The organism is Pseudarthrobacter sp. ATCC 49987, assembly GCF_009928425.1.
Taxonomy (GTDB): domain Bacteria; phylum Actinomycetota; class Actinomycetes; order Actinomycetales; family Micrococcaceae; genus Arthrobacter.
Window position 1 is genome coordinate 1,541,531 of record NZ_JAABNS010000001.1, and the last position, 19,567, is coordinate 1,561,097.

Below are 19,567 nucleotides of genomic sequence, written 5' to 3' on the forward strand. Positions count from 1 at the left end.
AGGATGGGCGCCATGCGTACCATCACTCCCACGCTGCGCGGCCGTCTGCTCACCGCCGCCGCAGCCCTTTCCCTCGTGGCCTCGGTGGCTTCCTGCGGCATCGGCGCCCGTCCGGAAAACAGCGGTTCGGGTTCCCCGGCGGCCGGCGGGAGCACCGCCGGTCCGGCAGGGGCAGAGACGCCGGGAAGCACGCCGTCAGCGTCGCCGTCGGGCACTCCGACCCCGACGCCGACACCGGGTAAGGGGCCGGCCTGCGCGGCCGTCCGCTGCACCTCGGTACTGGTCACCGGGGACATGCTCGTCCACGCCCAGCTCTGGGAGCAGGCCCGTGCCGACGCCCTGGCCTCCGGGGCCAAGGGCCTGGACTTCGGACCCCTGCTTGAGGGCCAGCGCAAGTACATCGAGAAGAGCGACCTCGCGATCTGCCACCAGGAAACGCCCGTGGCCGGCCCGACCGGACCCTTCTCCGCGTACCCCTCGTTCAATGTTCCGCCGCAGATCATCACGGCTGCCCAGCAGGTGGGGTACCAGGCCTGCACCACCGCCAGCAACCACACCGTCGACCGCGGCACCGCCGGGCTGGTGCGCACGCTGGACGCCCTCGACGCGGCGGGGCTGCAGCACACCGGCTCGTACCGGAGCGAGGCGGACTCACAGGGCATCATGATCCTGCAGACTGCCGCGGCCAAGATCGCCGTGATCGATGCGACCTACGGCCTGAACGGGCAGCTCCCCGAGACGGCCTGGCAGGTGGACATGCTCGACCCCGACGTTATGATCGCCAAGGCGAAGAAGGCCCGGGACCTGGGGGCCGACATCGTGTTGGGTGCCATGCACGCCGGCGACGAGTATTCCAGTGTGCCCAACGCCGAGCAGACCGGTGTCGCCCATGCTCTCGCGGACAGCGGCCAGTTCACCATGATCTACGGCCACCACACCCACTCGGTCCTCCCGATCGAGCAGTACAAGGGAACGTGGATTGCGTACGGCCTGGGCAACGGGATCACCGAGCTCTCGCCTAACTATGTGGTGAACAATGAGGGCCTCCTGGTCCGGGCCCAGTTCAGCCAGGACGCCGCCGGCAAGTGGACCGCCTCGGACCTGGCCTGGGCGCCGTCGGTGATTGTCCGCGCACCCTACCGCTGGTGCTCCGTTGCCTCCGACGCCCCGCAGGGCCCCTGCGCCGGTGCCGCCGCCGACGCGGCCACCCGCCGGCGCACCCAGACTGTGGTCGAGTCGATGGGGGCCGCGGCCGCGGGAGCCCACGAACTGCTCATTACCAAGGAACTCTAGGGCTTGGCGGAACGACTGCGGACGGGGACCGGGCAACCCACGGTCCACTTGCTGTGCGGCCTCCCCGGTGCCGGAAAGACCACCGTTGCCCGTCAACTCGAGGCCGGGCTGCCCGCCGTGCGGTTCAGCCTCGACGAATGGATGCTGCGGCTGTACCCGGAACTCCACTTTGCCTCCGCGGACTACGGGGAACTGGCGGAAAGCTGCAAGCTGCTGATCTGGGACACCGCCCTGCAGGTCCTGCAGGCCGGCACCGACGTTGTGCTCGACTGGAACCAGTGGAACAGCGGGCGGCGTGCTGTTTGGGCAGCCAAAGCAGAGGCGGCCGGCGCCGCCGTCGTCCTTCACTATGTCCGGACACCACTGGAGGCCGCCATCGAACGGGCGGTCAGCCGCGCCGGCCGGGGTGAGGCGGGCTCGCACCGGCTCGGCGAGGACGACGTGCGGCACCTGGCCGGGATCTTCGAGGAACCGGAACCGTCGGAGGGCCTGCGGATCTTGCCCTGATACCAACCGGCGCATAGCGTGGTGGTGACGCGGGGGCCCGGGGGCTTGGCTCCTGCCACATCTGGACCGGAGGCATTTGTGGGCAGAGTATCGACGGCGGACCGGGAACCACGGGACGGGACTTTCCCGAATGGCATGGACTACCTGAGCTGGGGCAACGGCGCGAATACCCTCCTTTTCATTCAGGGCGGCCCCGGGAGCGCGGTTCCCCAAGGGGTATTGCGCCGGATGCTCCGGCGGCAGTTCGATCCCTTTCTCCAGGCCGGTTACTCCGTCTGGATTGTCACCCGGCGCCGTGGCATGCCGCCGAAGCACACGGTCGCCGACATGGCGGATGACTATGCGCGGCTCATCGCCGAGGAGTTCGGCGGGCGCGCCGATATCGTCGTGGCGGAGTCCTTTGGCGGAATGATTGCGCAGTATCTGGCGGCGCGGCATCCTGAATCGTTCGGCCACATGGCCATGGTGGTCACCGCCGCGGAGCTTAGTGACTGGGGCAAGGACGTCGACTCCCGGATGGCGCAGGCCATCGCGGACGGGGACACAGACGGCGCCGGCACGGTCTTTGCCGAGTACCTGCTGCCGGGGCGGCGCATGAAGTGGCTGCGGCAGCTGATCGGCCCCGTCATCAGGCGCCGGCTTCTGAGCGGATCCGACTACCCGTCCCAGGACGTCCTCACCGAAGTGCAGGGCGAAGTGACCTTCAATTCCCGGGGCGTCCTCCCGCTGATCCGGCGGCCGGTCCTGCTGATCTGCGGGGGCTCCGACCAGTTCTTCCCGCGCGACGTCGCCCAGGAAACCGCCGGTCTCATTCCGGACTGCACCCTCATCTGGTACGAGGGGAAAGGCCATGTCCGGGCAGCCTCCAGCGGCCGCATCGCGCAGGATGTCCTTGCGTTCGCCGGCCGCGGCTGAGGCATATGATCGGCGATCACCGTGAACGCCTCCTCCACAGGTTCTGCCATTGGTCATCCCATCTACCCGCCTGCTCCGCCGCGGCGGATGGAGGGATCGATGGCCTCCACGGAGACCAGGATGAGGCCGAGGTCCCGGACCTTGACGAGCAACCCGTGCAGCGCTGCCTGGTCCGGGACGAAACCCGTCAGGCTGGTGGTGCCGTCGCTTTCCCGGGTCAGGGTGAGGTCACCGAGCCAGGCCGACCAGTGGTCCTCGAGATGTCCATCGACCCGAAGCTGGTAGCCTGTCGGCGCAGGCCGTTTGGCGGACCGGGTCATGACGGCCCGACCTCCGCCGTCGCCCGGATCCGGCTGCCGCCGTGGCGGCGGATGATGTCTTCGGCGACGGTGAGGTTGATGGCCCAGCCGGCGCCCAGCATGAGCGTGGTGGTGAGTTCACTGGCGCCGAAGACGGCGTTGCCGATGCCTTGCGTGAACACCTGGGTGCCGGCGCCGAGCGCCAGTGCGTAGGCACGGGTCATCCAGGCCAGATGGCGGGCAACGTCGCCGTGGCGGATCGCGGCGACCCCGAGGATGATGGCGGCGGCCATGCCCGACCCGAACGCGAGCCTGAAGATGTACAACAGTGCGCCCGTGCCGGGCTGGCGGGGATAGAACAGCGTCATCCACAACGCCGAGAACGCGACCGCCAGGCCCAGCACCACCAGGACCCGTCCGGCCGAACGGTGCCAGCCCGGCCGGCGCCGCCGGAACCGGGCGGAGAACTGGAAAGCGCCGAGGACCGCGTACAGGATCGCGCTGATGATGTGCACGACGACGGGCATGGGCGAGGCTGTCATGGCGGGATGGTCCGGCATGAGGCGCGGACCGCCGGACAGCTCGGCCAGCCGCAGGGAGCCGGCCGCGGCGGGGACCACAACGAGGGCGACGAGGGACCAGGGCACCCACCGGGCCGGGCCGCCCGACCCGTCGGGCCGGACTGCCGCATGGACGGTCATTTGGCGCCGGCCGGGTCAAGTGGCGAACCCACGACGTCGGTCAGGGACCGGCCGGTTACGGCGCGCGGGTCGCGCCACAGTGAGTATCCGAGGCCGATCAGGGCGACACCGGTGGGCAAAGCGAACAGCCTTTCATTGATCTGCGGCAGCAGCGGGATCGCCATCGTTGCGACGGTTCCACCGGCGAGGACGACCGCAGCCCAGCGGGCGAGGATGTTGGCACGGAAGAGTGCGATGCCGAAGATGAGGCCGCCGGCCAGGTACGTGAGGCCGGAGACCAGGCTGAGGCCCTGCATCAGGCCGATGTCGCCCGCAGCGTGGCCGCCGGTCGCGACGGCGAGGACATCGCTGACGTAGCCCGGTGAACTTTGGGCGATGGCTGGGAGGACGACTAAAGCGATGACTTCGATGCTCATCATGATGAGGTAGCCTGCGCCGAACACGGCGTACCCGATCAGGCCGAGCACCCCGGTCCGCCTGACCTGGCGCAGGTACATGCCCGTGATGCCGATGAGGGACAGTCCGGACATCAGCACTTTGACGGATTGTCGGACCGTCCATTCGGTCGTGGTGACGAAGGCGACGTCCAGTTGGGGATGGTTGATCTGGACGCCGATGAAGAGCAGGCCTGCTGCGACGGCGCTGAGGCCTGCGGCGCGGGTGAGGTTGGTGGTGGTGATGGACATGTCCGGCTCCCTTGTTCCTTGTTCCTTGTTCCTGGTATCCGCGGCGGGGCGCCGCGGGATACCTTCAAGGTAGGGACGGACGGGGTGACCCGGCGTCACCCGGTGATGTGACTGACAGGGTGAGATCCGGTGGGGGGCGGCTACATCAGGCCGAGTTCGCGTGCCCGGCGCACCGCCGCCCTGCGGTTGCTGACTTCGAGCTTGGTGAAGATGTGCTTGGTGTGGGTGCGCAGCGTGTTGTGCGAGATGAACAGCTCGCCCGCCATCTGCGGCCCGCTGAGGTCGCTGCCAAGGAGCCTGAGCACCTGCAGTTCCCGGTCGCTCAACGACGACGACGGCGGGCGCCGCCCCGGACCGGCGGCTGGCGGCGCCGCGGCGTTACTAAGGCCGAGCAAACGGGACGCATGGTCAGACGCCTGGCCAGACACTTGGGCAGCGGCGAGGCCGTGTCGCGCGGCGTCGCGCAGCAGTTCCATCATGGGGGCACCTTCGTCCAGGAAGAGCCGCACGTACGCGCCTGGTTCCGGTGCCTCGGCGAAGGCCAGGCCCAGCGCCTCGCGGGCCTGCGGCCGGTGCCCCTGCGCGTCATGCGCCAGAGCCTGCAGCATGCGGATCTCCACCACGCTTCCGGCTCGTCCGGAGGAGGCGGCGGACTCCAGGAGCCGGTCCAGCAGCAGAAGTGCACCGCCGACCTCGCCGGCGCCGGGGTCCAGCCGGTGCCGGGCGATGAGCAGACGCACCAGCGTGAGGTGATCGAATTCGCTCAGGTGACGGGGACCGTCCGTGACGGCCACGCCCCGTTCACGTGCCCACTCGGAGGCCTCCGGTACCTTGCCCTGCACAATCCAGACCCGGGCCCTCATCGCGGCGATAGGGCGGACGTCCGGGAAGAACGCCGGCCGGTAGAGCTGCTCCGCCTGGTCCAGGAACCTGATGGCCTCGTCCGGGCTGTCTTCGGCCTGGGCCATCAGTCCCATGGCCACGAACCACCGGTAGCGGCCCTCGGTCATCGTCGCACGCTCGACGAACCCTGCGGCGGCCTCGAGATGTTGCCGGGCGCTGCCGAGGTCTCCGGCCTGGCGGTCGATCTCACTCAGGCCCGCGTGCAGGTCAGCGGTTGCCCGCACCACGGACTCGCCGTGCGCCCCGGCCAGCTGCAGCGCACTCTGGTAGAGCCGGCGTGCCTTGCTGGGCCGGCCGGCCGCGAGCCACATGTCTGCGAGTACCACCGTGCTGCTGAGCTCGTCGACCAGGTTGCCGCCTGCGTGCAGACTTGCCACGGCCTGCGAGAAGGTCTGCAGGGCTGCCGGCACGTCGCCCGTGGCCCACGCGGCCAGCCCGAGGAATCCGGCGGCAGCGCCCCGGGCAAGGTGGTCGTCCGGGCGGGCCAGTTCAAGCGCACGCCGGGCGTGCTCCGAGGTGCCTGGGACATCGCCCCGTGCCTGGGCGAGCGATGCGCGGTAGACGGCGATGGTCGCCGGCAGTGTCCGGAGCTCTCCGGTGTCGGCCCAGGGCTGAGCCAACCCGGCCGGCCCGGCAGCCAGTGCTCGTTCGGCGTCGTCGAGCCGGGGCTCGACCCCGTCGAGGTCACCGGATGCCATCAGCATGAATCCGTAAAAGACGCTGAGCACCGGGCTGCGCCGGACGGCGGCATCCGGCAGGGCCTTCAGCCAGCCGAGCAGCACCGCGTCCTGCCTGTTGCGTCGGATCGCCGGCACCGCCAGCTCCATCAGGTAGGCGGCGCGGTCGAAGTCCCGGGCAGCCAGGGCGTGCCTGACAGCATCCTCTGCCGGGCCGTGGCGCTCGTACCAGCCGCTGGCGCGCTGATGCAGCAGCGGCACCCGTTCAGGCTGCCCGCTGAGCAGGCGCGCCCGCAGCACGTCGGCGAAGAGGTGGTGGTAGCGGTACCATTCCCGGCTGTCGTCCAGGGGAACGATAAAGAGGTTCGCACGCTCCACGGCCGTAAGCATGTCGCCCCCGCCGTCGCGGCCCGTGACGGCGTCACACAGCGGCCCCGTGAGCCGTTCGAGGACAGCTGTATCCAACAGGAAGCGGCGCACGGGGTCAGGTTGATGCTGCAGGACCTCCTCGACCAGGTAGTCGACGATGTACCGGTCGTTGCCGGCGAACCGGGCAATGAAGCCGGCGGCGTCGTCGCGCCCCTGGATCGAGAGGGCGGCGAGCTGCAGCGCGGCAATCCACCCCTCCGTGCGCTGCTCCAGGGCGGCCACATCCGCCGCGGCCAGGTCCAGTCCCGCCACCTCATTCAGGTACGAGGCGGCCTCCTCCGGCGTGAAGCGCAGCTCCGCAGCCCGGATCTCGACCAGGTCACCGCCAGCCCGCCAACGGGACAGCGGCAGATCCGGGTCGGCGCGCGTGCTGATCACAACGTGCACGTGGGGCGGAACGTGCTCCAGCAGGAAGACCATGCCGTTGCCCACCTCGTGGCTGCCAACCAGGTGGTAGTCATCAAGCACCAGCCACACGTCCTCCGGTGCCGCGGCCAGGTCATTGAGCACCGAGGTGAGCACACCCTCGGTGGGCAGCGGCATGGACGCGATGAGCTCCAGGGCGGCCGACCCGATGCCGGGCACCGCCGATTGGAGCGCGGCCACGACGCCGGTCCAGAACGAGGCAGGTTCGTTGTCGGCCGGATCGAGCGATAGCCACGCAACACGCCGGTCGCCGCCGGAAGTCGCGCCAAGCCATTCGGCAAGGAGTGTGGTCTTGCCGAATCCCGCCGGGGCGGACACCAGGGTCAGCTTCGAATCGGCTCCCCGGCGCAAACGCTCACTGAGCCGGGGGCGTGCCACCAGACCGCTACGCAGCCTGGGGACGTACAGCTTGGTTGCAATCATCGGACGTGACATGCGATCCCTGTTCCAACGTGCACCGTGGGCGAAGTGTGCGGCTAACAGCACCAGCGTACCGGGGTGCTCGTGGGCGCGGGCATGTGCGCACTGGGCGCACTGGGCGGCGGCGGCCGCCGGGTCAGCGCGGGCGGCGGGCGGCGTGTTCCCGGGCGAGGACGGCGTAGGAGTCATCCGGGGTGCCGGGGGAGAAGCTGCCGTATTTGCGTTCGACGGCGGTCCGGATGAGGAAGTCGGCCAGGGCCGGGTTCTTTGGCAGCAGGGAGCCGTGGAGGTAGCTCGCCACGATGTTCCGGTAGCGGGCGCCCTCCTGGCCGTCGCTGCTGTTGTTGCCCGTGCCCTTGGCCGTGGTTCCCAGGGGTAAGACGCCCGGGCCGAGGGTGGTCTGGCCGCTGTGGTTCTCGTACCCCAAAACGGTGCCGAACTCGGGCGAGGACACCGACACGTTGCCGATCAGCCGTTCCTCGGTGCCGTGGGTTTCCACGTCCAGGATGCCGATCCCCGGGATGACGGAACCCGTCCGGGTCTTGAAGAACTTCCCAAACAGCTGGTAGAGGCCGCAGATCACGAGCATCGGCGTGCCGTTCTCGGCCAGTTCCTTCAGCACGGTCTCGCGCGAGAGCAGGTCATCCTGGATGACCAGCTGGCCGCTGTCCTGTCCACCGCCACCGACGATCAGGTCGATGTCCGCCGGAAACTCGTCGCCTACGTTGTACTCGAGCAGCTCCGGCGTGTAGCCGTGCCAGCGCAGCCGCTGCGCCAGCACCAGGGCATTGCCCCAGTCGCCGTAGATGTTCATGTCGCGCGGGTACAGCTGCAGGACCCGGATGCTTCCCTTGCCGGGCGCGGGGGATTCCTCCGGCGGGAGTTCGTGCCCAAAGGACAAATGGGGCTCGCCGGCGGGGGACTGGGGGGTCATGAGACCACCTCCACTGTGGTGATTTTGGACAGCTCGCGGCGGATGGCCAGCATCGCTGTGTAGGTGCAGAAGATCCGCTTGGGTTTGTCCCTGGCGCCGCTGATGAAGGCCGCCAGCGCGGGGGCAATCTCGGTATTGACCGCGCCGATCGCGACGTCGTCGTACTGCAGTCGAAGGGCCATGTCATAGGCGCGGGAGCCGCTCAACTGGTCCACGCCGGCCTCGCGGAGGGTGTCGAATTCGACGTCCCACAGCCAGGACATGTCCCGGCCGTCAGCATAGTTGTCGTTGATCGCGATCATCGTGGCGTACCCCTCGGCGGGGAAGGACTTCAGCCCCAGGCGGAAGCCGCTGGGGTTCTTCACCAGGACCAGGTCCAGCGGCAGGCCGTCGACGACGAGGCTCTCACCGCGGCCGAAGGCCGGCGCCACCTGGGACAGTGCCTGCAGCAGGCCCGCGTTGTCTGCGACGGCCGTTTTTCCAGGGACAGGGTCCCCCACTGCAATGGCCCGGGCCAGGGTCAGCGCGGCCGCGGCGTTAAAGATGTTGTAGACGCCGCGGAGCTTCATCGCCGTGGTTGCCGTGACGCCGTCGTACTCAAAGTCCGCGTCCGCCGCGCCGACCCGGCGGAGTACGACGTCGGCGTGCGGCTTCGCGGGGGCCGGCGGCACCGGGCTGCCCGGGGCCGCCCGCATCTCGTCGTCGTTCGGGAAGGTGCTCAGCAGGGAGTCATCCAGGCCGAAGTAGAGGACCTCGGGACCGTTGAGCGTGACAGTTTTGAGCGTGTCCGCGATGCGGGCGACGCGCGGGTCTTCCCGGTTCAGCACCACGGTACCTGTGGTCTTGGCGGCGATGTGCTGCAGCAGCTGCGCCGTCTTGTCGATCTCGCCGAAGCGGTCCAGCTGGTCCCGCAGGACGTTGAGCAGGAGGCAGTAACGCGGCGGCACCTGGTTGACGAAGTGCACCGCGTGGGCCTCGTCCAGTTCCAGCACGGCGACATCCGCGTCAAGCCGGCCCCGCCAGTCCACTTCGCCCAGCAGCGCGGCGGCCACGCCGCGGGTGAAGTTGCTGCCGGTGCGGTTGGTGAAGACCTTCAGGCCCTGGCTCTCGAGCAGTTCCACCACCATCTTGGTGGTGGTCGTCTTGCCGTTCGTGCCGCTGACGACGGCGACGCCGTGCGGCAGCGTGGACAGTGTCCTGCGCATGAACCCGGGGTCGATTTTTTCGACGACGAGCCCGGGAAGGGCAGAGCCTCCGCCCCTGAGCCGGGAGACCCGGCGGACGAGCTTGCCGAGCGGAACGCTGAAGTAAAACATGCTTTGTAATATATCCCAGCGGCGGCATGGAAGCCCGCCGGCGGGCGGCGGGGGATGTGTTCCGGCCACTATGCTGTTCGGATGACCAACCCCACTTCTGTACCCCCTTCCCGCGCGGGTTCAGGGCTGCGGATCGGCGTCCTGGCACTTCAGGGCGACTTCCGCGAGCACCTGCACGCGGTGGAAGAGGCCGGCGCCACGGGCATCGGCGTCCGCCGGCCGTCCGAACTCGACGGCCTCGACGGCCTCATCATTCCCGGCGGCGAATCGACCACCATTGACAAGCTGTCCCGCGCCTTCGGGCTTCGCGATCCGCTGCGCCAGCGCATCCGGGACGGCCTGCCGGTTTACGGCTCCTGCGCCGGGATGATTCTCCTCGCCGAGGAGATCACCGACCCCGCGAAGGACCTCGCCGGCCACCCGCAGCAGACCTTCGGCGGCCTGGACATCACGGTGCGCCGGAACGCCTTCGGCCGGCAGCGCGAGTCCTTCGAAACGGACCTCGATTTCAAGGGCCTCGATTTCAGCGCCACCGCGGACGGCGTGGCCCCGGTCCATGCGGTCTTCATCCGCGGACCATGGGTGGAACGCGTCGGCGACGGCGTGGAGGTGCTCGCCAAAGTGGAGCCCTCCAGGGCCTCCCACCCCGAGGCGCTGGCCGGGACGGCTAGAATTGTAGCTGTGCGTTCCGGCAAGCTGCTGGCCACCTCCTTCCACCCGGAAGTGACGGGGGAGAAGCGCGTGCATGAATTGTTTATTCGAATGATCAGAGGAGAAGCGTAAAGCATGTCAGGCCACTCCAAATGGGCGACGACCAAGCACAAAAAGGCCATCCTCGACAGCCGCCGGGCCAAGTCGTTCGCCAAGCTGATCAAGAACATCGAAGTCGCTGCTCGCATGGGCGGCCCGGACCTCGCCGGCAACCCCGGCCTGGAACTCGCCGTCACGAAGGCCAAGAAGACCTCGGTCCCCGCTGACAACATCGACCGCGCCATCAAGCGCGGCGCCGGCCTCACCGGCGAAGTGGTCGACTACACCGAGATCATGTACGAATGCCGCGGCCCGCAGGGCTCCGCGCTGCTGATCGAGTGCCTGACGGACAACAAGAACCGTGCCGCCTCCGAAGTCCGGCTTGCCATCTCCCGCAACGGCGGCACCATTGCCGATCCCGGGTCGGTCAGCTACCTCTTCTCCCGCAAGGGCGTTGTGTCGCTGCCGAAGAACGGCCTGAGCGAAGACGACGTCCTGATGGCCGTGCTCGACGCCGGCGCTGAGGAAGTCAAGGACAACGGCGACAGCTTCGAGATCCACTCCGAGCCCACCGACCTGCAGGCCATCCGCGACGCCCTCAAGGAAGCCGGCATGGAGTACGACACCGACGAGGCCGAGTTCGTCCCGTCGATGCAGGTGCCGCTGGACCTCGACGCCGCCAAGAAGTTCATGAAGCTCGTGGACGCCCTCGAAGAACTCGACGACGTCCAGAACGTCTACAGCAACGCCGACCTCAGCGACGAAGTGCAGGCCGCACTGGAAGCCGAGTGACCCTTCGCGTCCTCGGCGTCGATCCGGGCCTGACCCGCTGCGGGATCGGCGTCGTGGACGTCGAACGGAACCGCCGAGCCACCATGGTGGCCTTCGGCGTCGTCGGGACCTCCCCCGACGAGAGCCTGGACCAGCGCCTGCTGGTCATCGCCACGTCCATCGACGAGTGGCTGGACAAGTATGAACCGCACGTCCTGGCCGTGGAGCGGGTCTTTTCCCAGCTCAACGTCAGCACCGTAATGGGGGTGGCGCAGGCGTCCGGGGTGGTGATCGCCGCTGCCGCACGCCGCGGCATCCCGGTGGCACTGCACACCCCGTCCGAGGTCAAGGCCGCCGTGACCGGCAGCGGAACGTCGAACAAGGACGCGGTCACGAAACTGGTCACCAAGATCCTCCGGCTCGATGCCCCGCCGCGGCCCGCCGACGCCGCCGACGCGCTGGCACTGGCCATCACCCACGCCTGGCGTGCCGGGATCGGCACGTCCAACAAGGGAGCAGTGACGACGGGACCGGGCAGCCAGTCGCTCACCCCGGCCCAGCGGGCCTGGGCCGACGCGGAGGCCAAAGCGCGCCGTACACGCTGAATGTCCGGCAGTGCCGCCGCAGAGCTTGGTAGGGTATTCGTAGATATGTTCGGATAGTCGGCTTCTGCCGACGGTAATTCAGGAGCCCGGCCTTGATCAGTTTTCTCCGCGGAACCGTAGCGCACGTCGGCCTGTCCTCGGCCGTGATCGACCTCAACGGCGCCGGCATGAGCGTGAACGCGACGCCGCAGACCCTCAGCAGCCTCCGCACCGGCGAGGAGGGGAAGCTTTTCACGTCCCTGATCGTCCGCGAGGACTCGCTCACGCTGTTCGGATTCGGCTCTGACGACGAACGCGAAGTTTTCGACATCCTGCTCAGTGTCAGCGGTGTAGGGCCCCGGCTGGCGCTGGCCGTCCTGGCCGTGCACGAACCCGAAGCCATCCGCGTCGCCGCGCACTCCGGCGACGGCAAGGCGTTCACCAAGGTGCCGGGGATCGGCCCGAAGGTCGCCGGCCGGATCGTGCTGGAACTGGCCGGAAAGCTCGTGCCGCACGGCACCCCCGCCGGCGCCACGGCTCCGGCAGCGTCCTCCGAAGCGGTCTGGAAGCCGCAGGTTGTTGCGGCCATGACCAGCCTGGGCTGGTCCGAGAAGGACGCCACGTCCAGCATCGACAAGTCCCTGGCCGATTCACCGGAGCTGGCCGGGAAGGGCAACGTGGCCGAGATCCTGCGCGCCACCCTCCGCTGGCTGGGCCAGGACGGCGCCCGCGCCGGGAACAGGGCAGGCGCCCGTGGCTGAGCCGTCGGTCGTCGCCGGGGGAGAGGAACCGGAGGAGCGGGTCATCGAAGCCGCCCTCAGGCCCAAGAACCTGCACGATTTCGTTGGCCAGCACCGCGTCCGCAAACAGCTCTCCCTGGTCCTGGAGGCCTCGCGCATGCGGGGCCGCAGCGCGGACCACGTCCTGCTCTCGGGTCCTCCCGGGCTGGGCAAGACCACGCTATCGATGATCATCGCGGCCGAGATGAACGCCCCGCTGCGGATCAGCAGCGGCCCCGCCATCCAGCACGCCGGTGACCTGGCGGCCATCCTGTCCTCGCTCTCCGAAGGGGAAGTCCTCTTCCTCGACGAGATCCACCGGATGTCCCGGCCGGCCGAGGAAATGCTCTATATGGCAATGGAAGACTTCCGGGTCGACATCGTCGTCGGCAAGGGCGCCGGCGCCACCGCCATCCCGCTGGAACTTCCGCCGTTCACCCTGGTGGGCGCCACCACCCGCGCCGGCCTGCTGCCCGGGCCGCTCCGGGACCGCTTCGGGTTCACCGGACACCTCGAGTTCTACTCCGTGGCGGAACTGGAACTCGTGCTCCGGCGCTCCGCCGGGCTCCTGGACCTGAAGGTCAACTCCGCCGGGTTCAGTGAAATCGCGGGGCGCTCCCGCGGCACGCCCCGTATCGCCAACCGCCTCCTGCGCCGGGTCCGCGACTGGGCGCTGGTGCACGGCATCGAACAGATCGACGCCCGGGCCGCCTCCGCGGCGCTGGACATGTACGAAGTCGACAAGCGCGGACTTGACCGGCTGGACCGGGCCGTCCTGGAAGCCCTCATCCTGAAATTTGGCGGCGGACCGGTAGGCCTGTCCACGCTGGCCATCGCCGTCGGCGAGGAGACCGAAACGGTGGAAACCGTCGCCGAGCCGTATCTCGTCCGTGAGGGACTCCTGGGCCGCACCCCCCGGGGGAGGATCGCACTCGCCCCGGCCTGGACGCACCTCGGCTACGCGGTGCCGCCAGGAATCTTTTCGCAGGACCCGCTGGAGCTCTTCCCGGCCGACGACGACAGCCCGGACCTGGCCGGCGGGCTGGGCCAGGACGCCGATCCGGAATGGATCCGTAACAGTCAATAGCACCGCGCCGTAACCTTTTCCCTTTAGACTGGAATGACGCTCGGCACGTTCGGGTCTTTGTTTCCGTGTGCGGCTTCCACAAGCCGCCGTTGGCCCGGCATGGTTTTCTGCCAGGTCTCTGCCTGGTTCAACACCAGGTGGCCCGGAGCGAGGCGGACGTTGCTGTGAAACCAGCTTGCAAGTACAGAATGGAACTTTCCCCTTGGATCCAATGACAATTCTCCTGTTCGTCATGCTCGGCGTTTTCGTCTTCATGATGTTCCGCCGTAACAAGAAGACGCAGCAGCAGCAGGCGGAGCTCCAGTCGAAGTTCGGCCCGGGCGTTGAGGTCATGACCAGCTTCGGCCTGTACGGCCGCATCGTCGAGATCGATGAGGACGAGAACAAGGTCCTGCTGGAACTCTCCCCGGGCAACACCGCCACCGTGCATCGCCAGGCCGTCACCAAGATCGTCGAGCCGATTGTCGCCGCCGAGGAGCCCACGGTCGTTCCCAATGACGCGTCCTCGCTGACTGTCGACAAGGCCGAAAGCGCCGCACCGGCCAACGACGTCGCGCGCGACGAGACGCCGGAAGAAACCCTGCGCCGCCTCAACGACGAAGGCAAGAAAGACAGCTAGTCTGCCTGTTTGAGCTATCCCGCGAAGTAACAGCTGCGGGCCACCGCCGGAGCGGCCCCGAAAGGGCCGCACGGCGGTTCCTCCGTAAATAATAGAAAGATCGACAATGGCACGAACTGGCCCCAAAACCACAGCCCTCAGGGTGCTGGTCTGGCTCGGCGTTATCCTCGCCGTCCTGACCGCTGTCCTGGCAGGCGGCACCATGGCCGGCCAGGCGAGCTGGGCTCCGAAGCTCGCCCTGGACCTTGAAGGCGGGACCCAGATGATCCTGGCGCCCAAGGTTGAAGGCGGTTCGGACATCAACGAAGAACAGCTCAACCAGGCCGTGGCGATCATCCGCCAGCGCGTGGACGGCTCGGGCGTCGCGGAGGCTGAAATCAGCACGCAGTCCGGACGCAACGTCGTTGTCAGCCTGCCGGGCACACCGTCAAAGGAAACCCGCGCCCTGATCCAGGCGTCCGCCGACATGAACTTCCGGCCTGTCCTGCAGGCAGGTCCGGGCGCAGCGGTCCCCGCGGAGTCGCTGACTCCTGAGGACCAGCTGCCCAAGCCCACCGCGGAGCCCACGAACGGCAGCGACGTGAACTGGGTTACGCCCGAGATCTACAAGAAGTTCGAGACGCTCGACTGCGACAACCCCTCACAGGACAAGCAGGAACGCTCCGACCCGACCAAGCCGCTGGTCACCTGCGAGCCGGCCTCCGCCACCTCGCCGGCGATTAAGTACATCCTTGGCCCCGTCGAGGTCAAGGGCTCGAACATCGCCGGGTCTTCCTTCCAGCTGCAGCGCGGCGCCCAGGGCGCCGTGACCAACGAGTGGGCCGTGAACATCCAGTTCAACGAAGAAGGCACCGCCAAGTTCAAGCAAGTCACCGAGCGGCTCTACCAGTTCTACGTCGCCGGCGGCGGCCAGAGCGGCTCGGACCCGAAGTCCCAGTTCGCGATCGTCCTCGATGACCAGGTCATTTCCGCCCCGCGGTCCCTCGCCGTCATCACCGACGGCCGCCCGCAGATCACCGGCGGGTTCACCGAGCAGTCCGCGAAGGCCCTCTCGGACCAGCTCCGCTTCGGCGCCCTGCCGATCAGTTTCGAGATCCAGAGCGAACAGCAGATTTCGGCAACCCTCGGGGGCGAGCAGCTCCGGATGGGTATGCTCGCAGGCCTGATTGGCCTGCTGCTGGTGGTGGCGTACTCGCTGTTCCAGTACCGGGCATTGGGCCTGGTCACCGTCGCCTCCCTCGTGGTGGCCGGCGCGCTGACGTACCTGGCCATCGCGATCCTGGGCTGGACGGAGAACTACCGGCTGTCCCTTGCCGGCGTGGCAGGCATCATCGTGGCCATCGGCCAGACCGCGGACTCGTTCATCGTCTACTTTGAGCGTATCCGCGATGAGCTCCGTGAAGGCCGCGGCCTTGTGTCGGCCGTCGAGAACGGCTGGAAGCGTGCCAAGCGTACGGTCCTGGCGTCCAAGGCCGTCAACCTGCTGGCCGCCCTGGTGCTGTACTTCGTGGCAGTGGGCAACGTCCGCGGCTTCGCGTTCACGCTCGGCTTGACAGCGATCGCCGACCTCATTGTCGTCTTTATGTTCACCCACCCGACCCTGCAGATGCTGGCCCGCACCAGGTTCTTTGGTGAAGGCCACCCGCTCTCCGGGCTGGACCCGAAGAGCCTCGGTGCCGTCCCCCTGTACCGGGGCGCAGGACGGTTGCGCACTCCTGCGGACAAGCCGGCCGCTGTGGCCGCGCTCCGCGCCAAGAACACCGGCGCCGCGGCTGAGGCCGAACGCCGGATGACCATTGCAGAACGACGCCTCGCGGAACGTCAGGAACAGCTTGCCGGTTCCTCCAAGAGCACGTCCAAGGAGGGCAACTAAATGGCCACCAACTTCGCCAATTTCGGCAATGAGCTCTACACGGGCAAGCGCTCGTACGGCTTCGTCGAATCCAAGAAAATCTGGTTCCTGATCGCGGCCGTCCTGGTGGCGCTCTCGATCCTGCTGCCGGTCGTCAAGGGCGGCTTCAACCTCGGCATCGAATTCCGGGGCGGCTCGGAATTCACCGTCTCCAACGTGAAGACCACGGACCCGGCCCTCGGCGAGAAAGCCGTCGAGGACGTTGTCCCCGGCAGTATCCCGCGGGTGGCGAACGTCGCAGGCAACACGATGCGGATCCAGACGGACAAGCTCACGGAGGATGAGACGCTCCAGATCAAGGCGGGCCTCACCCAGGCCTACGGCGTGACGGACAACGAGGTGACATCGAACTTTGTCGGCCCCACCTGGGGTGCTGACGTCACCAAGCAGGCCCTTCTGGGCCTGGGCATCTTCGTCGCACTCGCCGCTGTGCTGATGGCGCTGTACTTCCGGACGTGGAAGATGTCGCTCTCGGCAATCGCGGGCATGCTGGTCACGATGTTCATCACCGCCGGCGTCTACGCCCTCAGCGATTTCGAAGTCACGCCGTCGGCCATCATCGGCTTCCTCACCGTGCTGAGCTACTCGCTGTACGACACCGTGGTGGTCTTCGACAAGATCCGCGAGAATACCGCGGACCTGCAGGCGTCCACCCGCCGGACCTTCGGCGAGGAAGTTAACCTGGCCGTCAACCAGACCCTCGTCCGCTCCATCAACACCATGATGGTGGCCATCCTCCCGGTCGGTGCCATTCTCTTCATCGGAGCCGGTCTCCTGGGTGCCGGCACGCTGCGGGACCTCTCGCTGGCGCTGTTTGTCGGGATTCTGATCGGCACGGCGGCGACGATCTTCATCGCCGCGCCGCTCTACGCCTGGCTCCGCCAGGGCGAACCGGAGCTGGTCAAGCAGGCCGCACGCGTGCACCAGCGCCGGGCGCAGGCCGCCAAGTCCGACGCCGCAGCAGCACCCGCCACGGCCTGACCGCAGCGGTCCTGCCGGACCGGCCGCCGTCCGGGATCCATCCCGACGGACCCAACGGGCCGGAGAACGTCATTCGTGACGCTCTCCGGCCCGTCGCCGTATGGCCGCCGGTTATCGAAGTATCCTGCTGCGGGAATAGACTGGAAGAATTAACGGGTTCGGAGAGGTGCTCCATTGGAAGAACGTTCTACGCCGGTGCCATCAGCGCCGGCGGATCAGGCTCCAGGCCAGGGTTCGCAGACTGGTGTGGTGGCTCCCGGACGCGCCGATCCGCCCGTACCTGTCGACAGCTCGGGAGCACGCCCCACGTTCCCCGGCCGGCGTGAACGCACCCGCTCCCGGCTTGCCCGCCTGACCGGCCGCGGCGCCCCCGCATATTCCCCCATCCTTGAGCCGCTGCTGCGCACCGTGCGGGCCAACAACCCCAAAGAGGACTTCGACCTTATCCAGCGCGCCTTCGTCGTGGCGGAACGCTGCCACCGCGGGCAGAAGCGCAAGAGCGGAGACCCCTACATCACGCACCCTGTGGCGGTTGCCACCATCCTGGCGGAGCTGGGTCTCAGCGGAACCACCCTGGCCGCGGCGCTCCTGCACGACACCGTCGAGGACACCTCGTACACGCTGGAGGACCTGAAGGCCGAGTTTGGCCCGGAGGTTGCCATGCTGGTGGACGGGGTCACCAAACTGGACAAGGTCAGCTTCGGCGAGGCCGCGCAGTCGGAGACCGTGCGCAAGATGGTCGTGGCCATGGCCAAGGACATCCGGGTCCTGATGATCAAGCTGGCCGACCGGCTGCACAACGCCAGGACCTGGCGCTTCGTCTCCGCCGAGTCCTCCGCGCGCAAGGCCCGGGAAACACTGGAAATCTTCGCCCCGCTGGCGCACCGGCTCGGCATGAACACCATCAAGTGGGAACTGGAAGACCTCTCCTTTGCGGCCCTGTACCCGAAGGTTTACGAGGAAATCGTGCGCATGGTGGGGGACCGGACCCCCGAACGCGAAAAAAACCTCTCTGTCATCCGCAACCAGATCACCGAGGACCTGCGCGCGGCCAAGATCAAGGCCACCATCACCGGCCGGCCGAAGCACTACTACTCGATCTATCAGAAGATGATCGTCCGGGACAAGGACTTCGACGACATCAACGATCTCATGGGCGTCCGCGTCCTGGTCGACTCGGTCCGGGACTGTTACGCGGCCCTGGGCGCCATGCACTCGCGCTGGAACCCCCTCCCCGGGCGGTTCAAGGACTACATCGCGATGCCCAAATACAACATGTACCAGTCGCTGCACACCACGGTGATCGGTCCGGGCGGCAAACCCGTGGAAATCCAGATCCGCACCCACGAAATGCACCGCCGCGCCGAATACGGCGTCGCTGCGCACTGGAAGTACAAGGACCAGCCGAACCGCACCGCGGCCGGGCCGGGAAGCCCGCGCGACGGCGACATGGGCTGGCTGCGGTCCCTCGTGGACTGGCAGCAGGAGACTTCCGACCCCGGCGAGTTCCTCGACTCCCTGCGCTTTGAAATCAATGCCCGGGAAGTGTTCGTTTTCACCCCCAAGGGCGAGGTCATGGCCCTGCCGGCCGGTTCCACGCCCGTGGACTTCGCCTACGCCGTCCACACCGAGGTTGGACACCGGACCATCGGTGCGCGCGTCAACGGCAAGCTGGTTCCGCTCAACAGTGAGTTGAACCACGGCGACTGGGTGGAGATCTTCACGTCCAAGGCTGAAGGCGCCGGCCCCAGCCAGGACTGGCAGCACTTCGTCAAGAGCGCCCGTGCGCGGAACAAGATCCGGCAGTGGTTCAGCAAGGAACGCCGCGAAGAGTCGATCGACCGCGGTAAGGAACTACTGACCAAGGCGATGCGCAAGCAGAACCTCCCGCTGCAACGCCTGATGACGCACGATGCCCTCGCCGCGATTGCCGAGGACTTCAAGTACGTGGATATCTCCGGCCTCTACGCCGGTGTGGGCGACGGGCACACCTCCGCCCAGTCCGTCATGGAACGCCTCGTGGAGAGCCTCGGCGGGAACGACACCCCCGAGGATGACCTCACCGAGGTGTCCATCCCCACCCAGGTCACCAAGGCGCGGTATTCCGACTCCGGCGTTGTGGTGCGTGGGGTGGACGACGTCTGGGTCAAGCTCGCCCGCTGCTGCACCCCGGTGCCGCCTGATCCGATCCTGGGCTTCGTGACCCGCGGCTCCGGCGTCTCCGTGCACCGGACGGACTGCACCAACGTCAGCGGACTCCTGGAGCAGCCCGACCGGATCGTCGAGGTCGACTGGGCACCCACGCAGTCGAGCGTCTTCCTGGTCGAAATCCAGGTCGAAGCACTCGACCGGAAGTCGCTGCTCTCGGATGTGACCCGGATCCTGTCGGAGAACCACGTCAACATCCTGGCCGCCAGCGTGCACACGTCCACGGACCGGGTGGCCATCTCGAAGTTCGCTTTCGAGATGGGCGACCCCAAGTACCTGAACCACGTGCTCAGCGCCGTCCGCCGCATCGACGGTGTCTTCGACGTCTACCGGACAACCGGCAACCGGCGGCGCAGCTAGCACTGACAGG

18 protein-coding genes are annotated in these 19,567 nt (G+C 67.7%); 12 read left to right on the top strand and 6 right to left on the bottom strand.

Annotation, left to right across the window (positions count from 1 at the left end):
- The first annotated feature begins 12 nt into the window (after window positions 1-12).
- The 3 genes from GXK59_RS07410 to GXK59_RS07420 all read left to right on the top strand — a co-directional run bounded on the left by GXK59_RS07410 (window position 13) and on the right by GXK59_RS07420 (window position 2,715).
- Window positions 13-1,293, top strand: coding sequence for a CapA family protein (locus GXK59_RS07410; protein ID WP_160665608.1), 1,281 nt, complete (start codon window positions 13-15; stop codon window positions 1,291-1,293).
- A 3-nt stretch (window positions 1,294-1,296) separates the two neighbouring features.
- Window positions 1,297-1,800, top strand: coding sequence for an AAA family ATPase (locus GXK59_RS07415; protein ID WP_160665610.1), 504 nt, complete (start codon window positions 1,297-1,299; stop codon window positions 1,798-1,800).
- Between the two features lie 135 nt (window positions 1,801-1,935).
- The gene (locus GXK59_RS07420) at window positions 1,936-2,715 is read left to right on the top strand and encodes an alpha/beta fold hydrolase (protein ID WP_272927712.1); all 780 of its coding nucleotides are present in this window, start codon (window positions 1,936-1,938) and stop codon (window positions 2,713-2,715) included.
- Between the two features lie 62 nt (window positions 2,716-2,777).
- Here the strand turns inward: GXK59_RS07420 and GXK59_RS07425 are convergent, their stop codons facing one another.
- The 6 genes from GXK59_RS07425 to GXK59_RS07450 all read right to left on the bottom strand — a co-directional run bounded on the left by GXK59_RS07425 (window position 2,778) and on the right by GXK59_RS07450 (window position 9,506).
- A complete protein-coding gene (locus tag GXK59_RS07425; RefSeq protein ID WP_160665614.1) occupies window positions 2,778-3,035 on the bottom strand; it encodes a hypothetical protein in 258 nt (85 codons plus the stop codon).
- Window positions 3,032-3,715 carry a DUF2306 domain-containing protein gene (locus GXK59_RS07430; protein WP_160665616.1) on the bottom strand — a complete coding sequence of 228 codons (684 nt, stop codon included), beginning with the start codon at window positions 3,713-3,715 and terminating at the stop codon, window positions 3,032-3,034. The genes GXK59_RS07425 and GXK59_RS07430 overlap by 4 nt, the downstream gene beginning before the upstream one ends.
- Complete coding sequence (locus GXK59_RS07435) at window positions 3,712-4,401, bottom strand: hypothetical protein (RefSeq protein ID WP_202129082.1); 690 nt, start codon at window positions 4,399-4,401, stop codon at window positions 3,712-3,714. The genes GXK59_RS07430 and GXK59_RS07435 overlap by 4 nt, the downstream gene beginning before the upstream one ends.
- A 140-nt stretch (window positions 4,402-4,541) precedes the next feature.
- Window positions 4,542-7,271 carry a LuxR C-terminal-related transcriptional regulator gene (locus tag GXK59_RS07440; RefSeq protein ID WP_160665618.1) on the bottom strand — a complete coding sequence of 910 codons (2,730 nt, stop codon included), beginning with the start codon at window positions 7,269-7,271 and terminating at the stop codon, window positions 4,542-4,544.
- 121 nt (window positions 7,272-7,392) lie between these two features.
- Complete coding sequence (locus GXK59_RS07445; RefSeq protein WP_272927713.1) at window positions 7,393-8,190, bottom strand: type 1 glutamine amidotransferase; 798 nt, start codon at window positions 8,188-8,190, stop codon at window positions 7,393-7,395.
- Window positions 8,187-9,506: a Mur ligase family protein gene (locus GXK59_RS07450; RefSeq protein ID WP_160665619.1), complete on the bottom strand. Its 1,320-nt coding sequence runs from the start codon at window positions 9,504-9,506 to the stop codon at window positions 8,187-8,189. The genes GXK59_RS07445 and GXK59_RS07450 overlap by 4 nt, the downstream gene beginning before the upstream one ends.
- Before the next feature lie 81 nt (window positions 9,507-9,587).
- Between GXK59_RS07450 and pdxT the strand changes: the two genes are divergently transcribed.
- The 9 genes from pdxT (at window position 9,588) to GXK59_RS07495 (ending at window position 19,557) form a co-directional block, all read left to right on the top strand.
- Entirely contained in the window at window positions 9,588-10,289 is a 702-nt protein-coding gene (pdxT, locus tag GXK59_RS07455) for a pyridoxal 5'-phosphate synthase glutaminase subunit PdxT (protein ID WP_160665621.1), read from the top strand.
- Between the two features lie 3 nt (window positions 10,290-10,292).
- Window positions 10,293-11,048 (top strand): YebC/PmpR family DNA-binding transcriptional regulator, encoded by a 756-nt coding sequence (locus GXK59_RS07460; protein WP_160665623.1) that lies wholly within the window; start codon window positions 10,293-10,295, stop codon window positions 11,046-11,048.
- The gene (ruvC, locus tag GXK59_RS07465) at window positions 11,045-11,632 is read left to right on the top strand and encodes a crossover junction endodeoxyribonuclease RuvC (RefSeq protein ID WP_160665625.1); all 588 of its coding nucleotides are present in this window, start codon (window positions 11,045-11,047) and stop codon (window positions 11,630-11,632) included. The genes GXK59_RS07460 and ruvC overlap by 4 nt, the downstream gene beginning before the upstream one ends.
- Before the next feature lie 92 nt (window positions 11,633-11,724).
- Entirely contained in the window at window positions 11,725-12,372 is a 648-nt protein-coding gene (gene ruvA, locus GXK59_RS07470; RefSeq protein ID WP_160665627.1) for a Holliday junction branch migration protein RuvA, read from the top strand.
- Window positions 12,365-13,477: a Holliday junction branch migration DNA helicase RuvB gene (gene ruvB / locus GXK59_RS07475; RefSeq protein WP_160665629.1), complete on the top strand. Its 1,113-nt coding sequence runs from the start codon at window positions 12,365-12,367 to the stop codon at window positions 13,475-13,477. The genes ruvA and ruvB overlap by 8 nt, the downstream gene beginning before the upstream one ends.
- A gap of 211 nt (window positions 13,478-13,688) precedes the next feature.
- Window positions 13,689-14,096: a preprotein translocase subunit YajC gene (gene yajC, locus GXK59_RS07480; protein WP_160665631.1), complete on the top strand. Its 408-nt coding sequence runs from the start codon at window positions 13,689-13,691 to the stop codon at window positions 14,094-14,096.
- Window positions 14,097-14,202: 106 nt separating this feature from the next.
- Window positions 14,203-15,969 (top strand): protein translocase subunit SecD, encoded by a 1,767-nt coding sequence (secD, locus tag GXK59_RS07485; protein ID WP_160665633.1) that lies wholly within the window; start codon window positions 14,203-14,205, stop codon window positions 15,967-15,969.
- A complete protein-coding gene (secF, locus tag GXK59_RS07490) occupies window positions 15,970-16,989 on the top strand; it encodes a protein translocase subunit SecF (RefSeq protein WP_160665635.1) in 1,020 nt (339 codons plus the stop codon).
- Window positions 16,990-17,163: 174 nt separating this feature from the next.
- A complete protein-coding gene (locus tag GXK59_RS07495) occupies window positions 17,164-19,557 on the top strand; it encodes a RelA/SpoT family protein (RefSeq protein WP_443094270.1) in 2,394 nt (797 codons plus the stop codon).
- The last annotated feature ends 10 nt before the right edge of the window (window positions 19,558-19,567 follow it).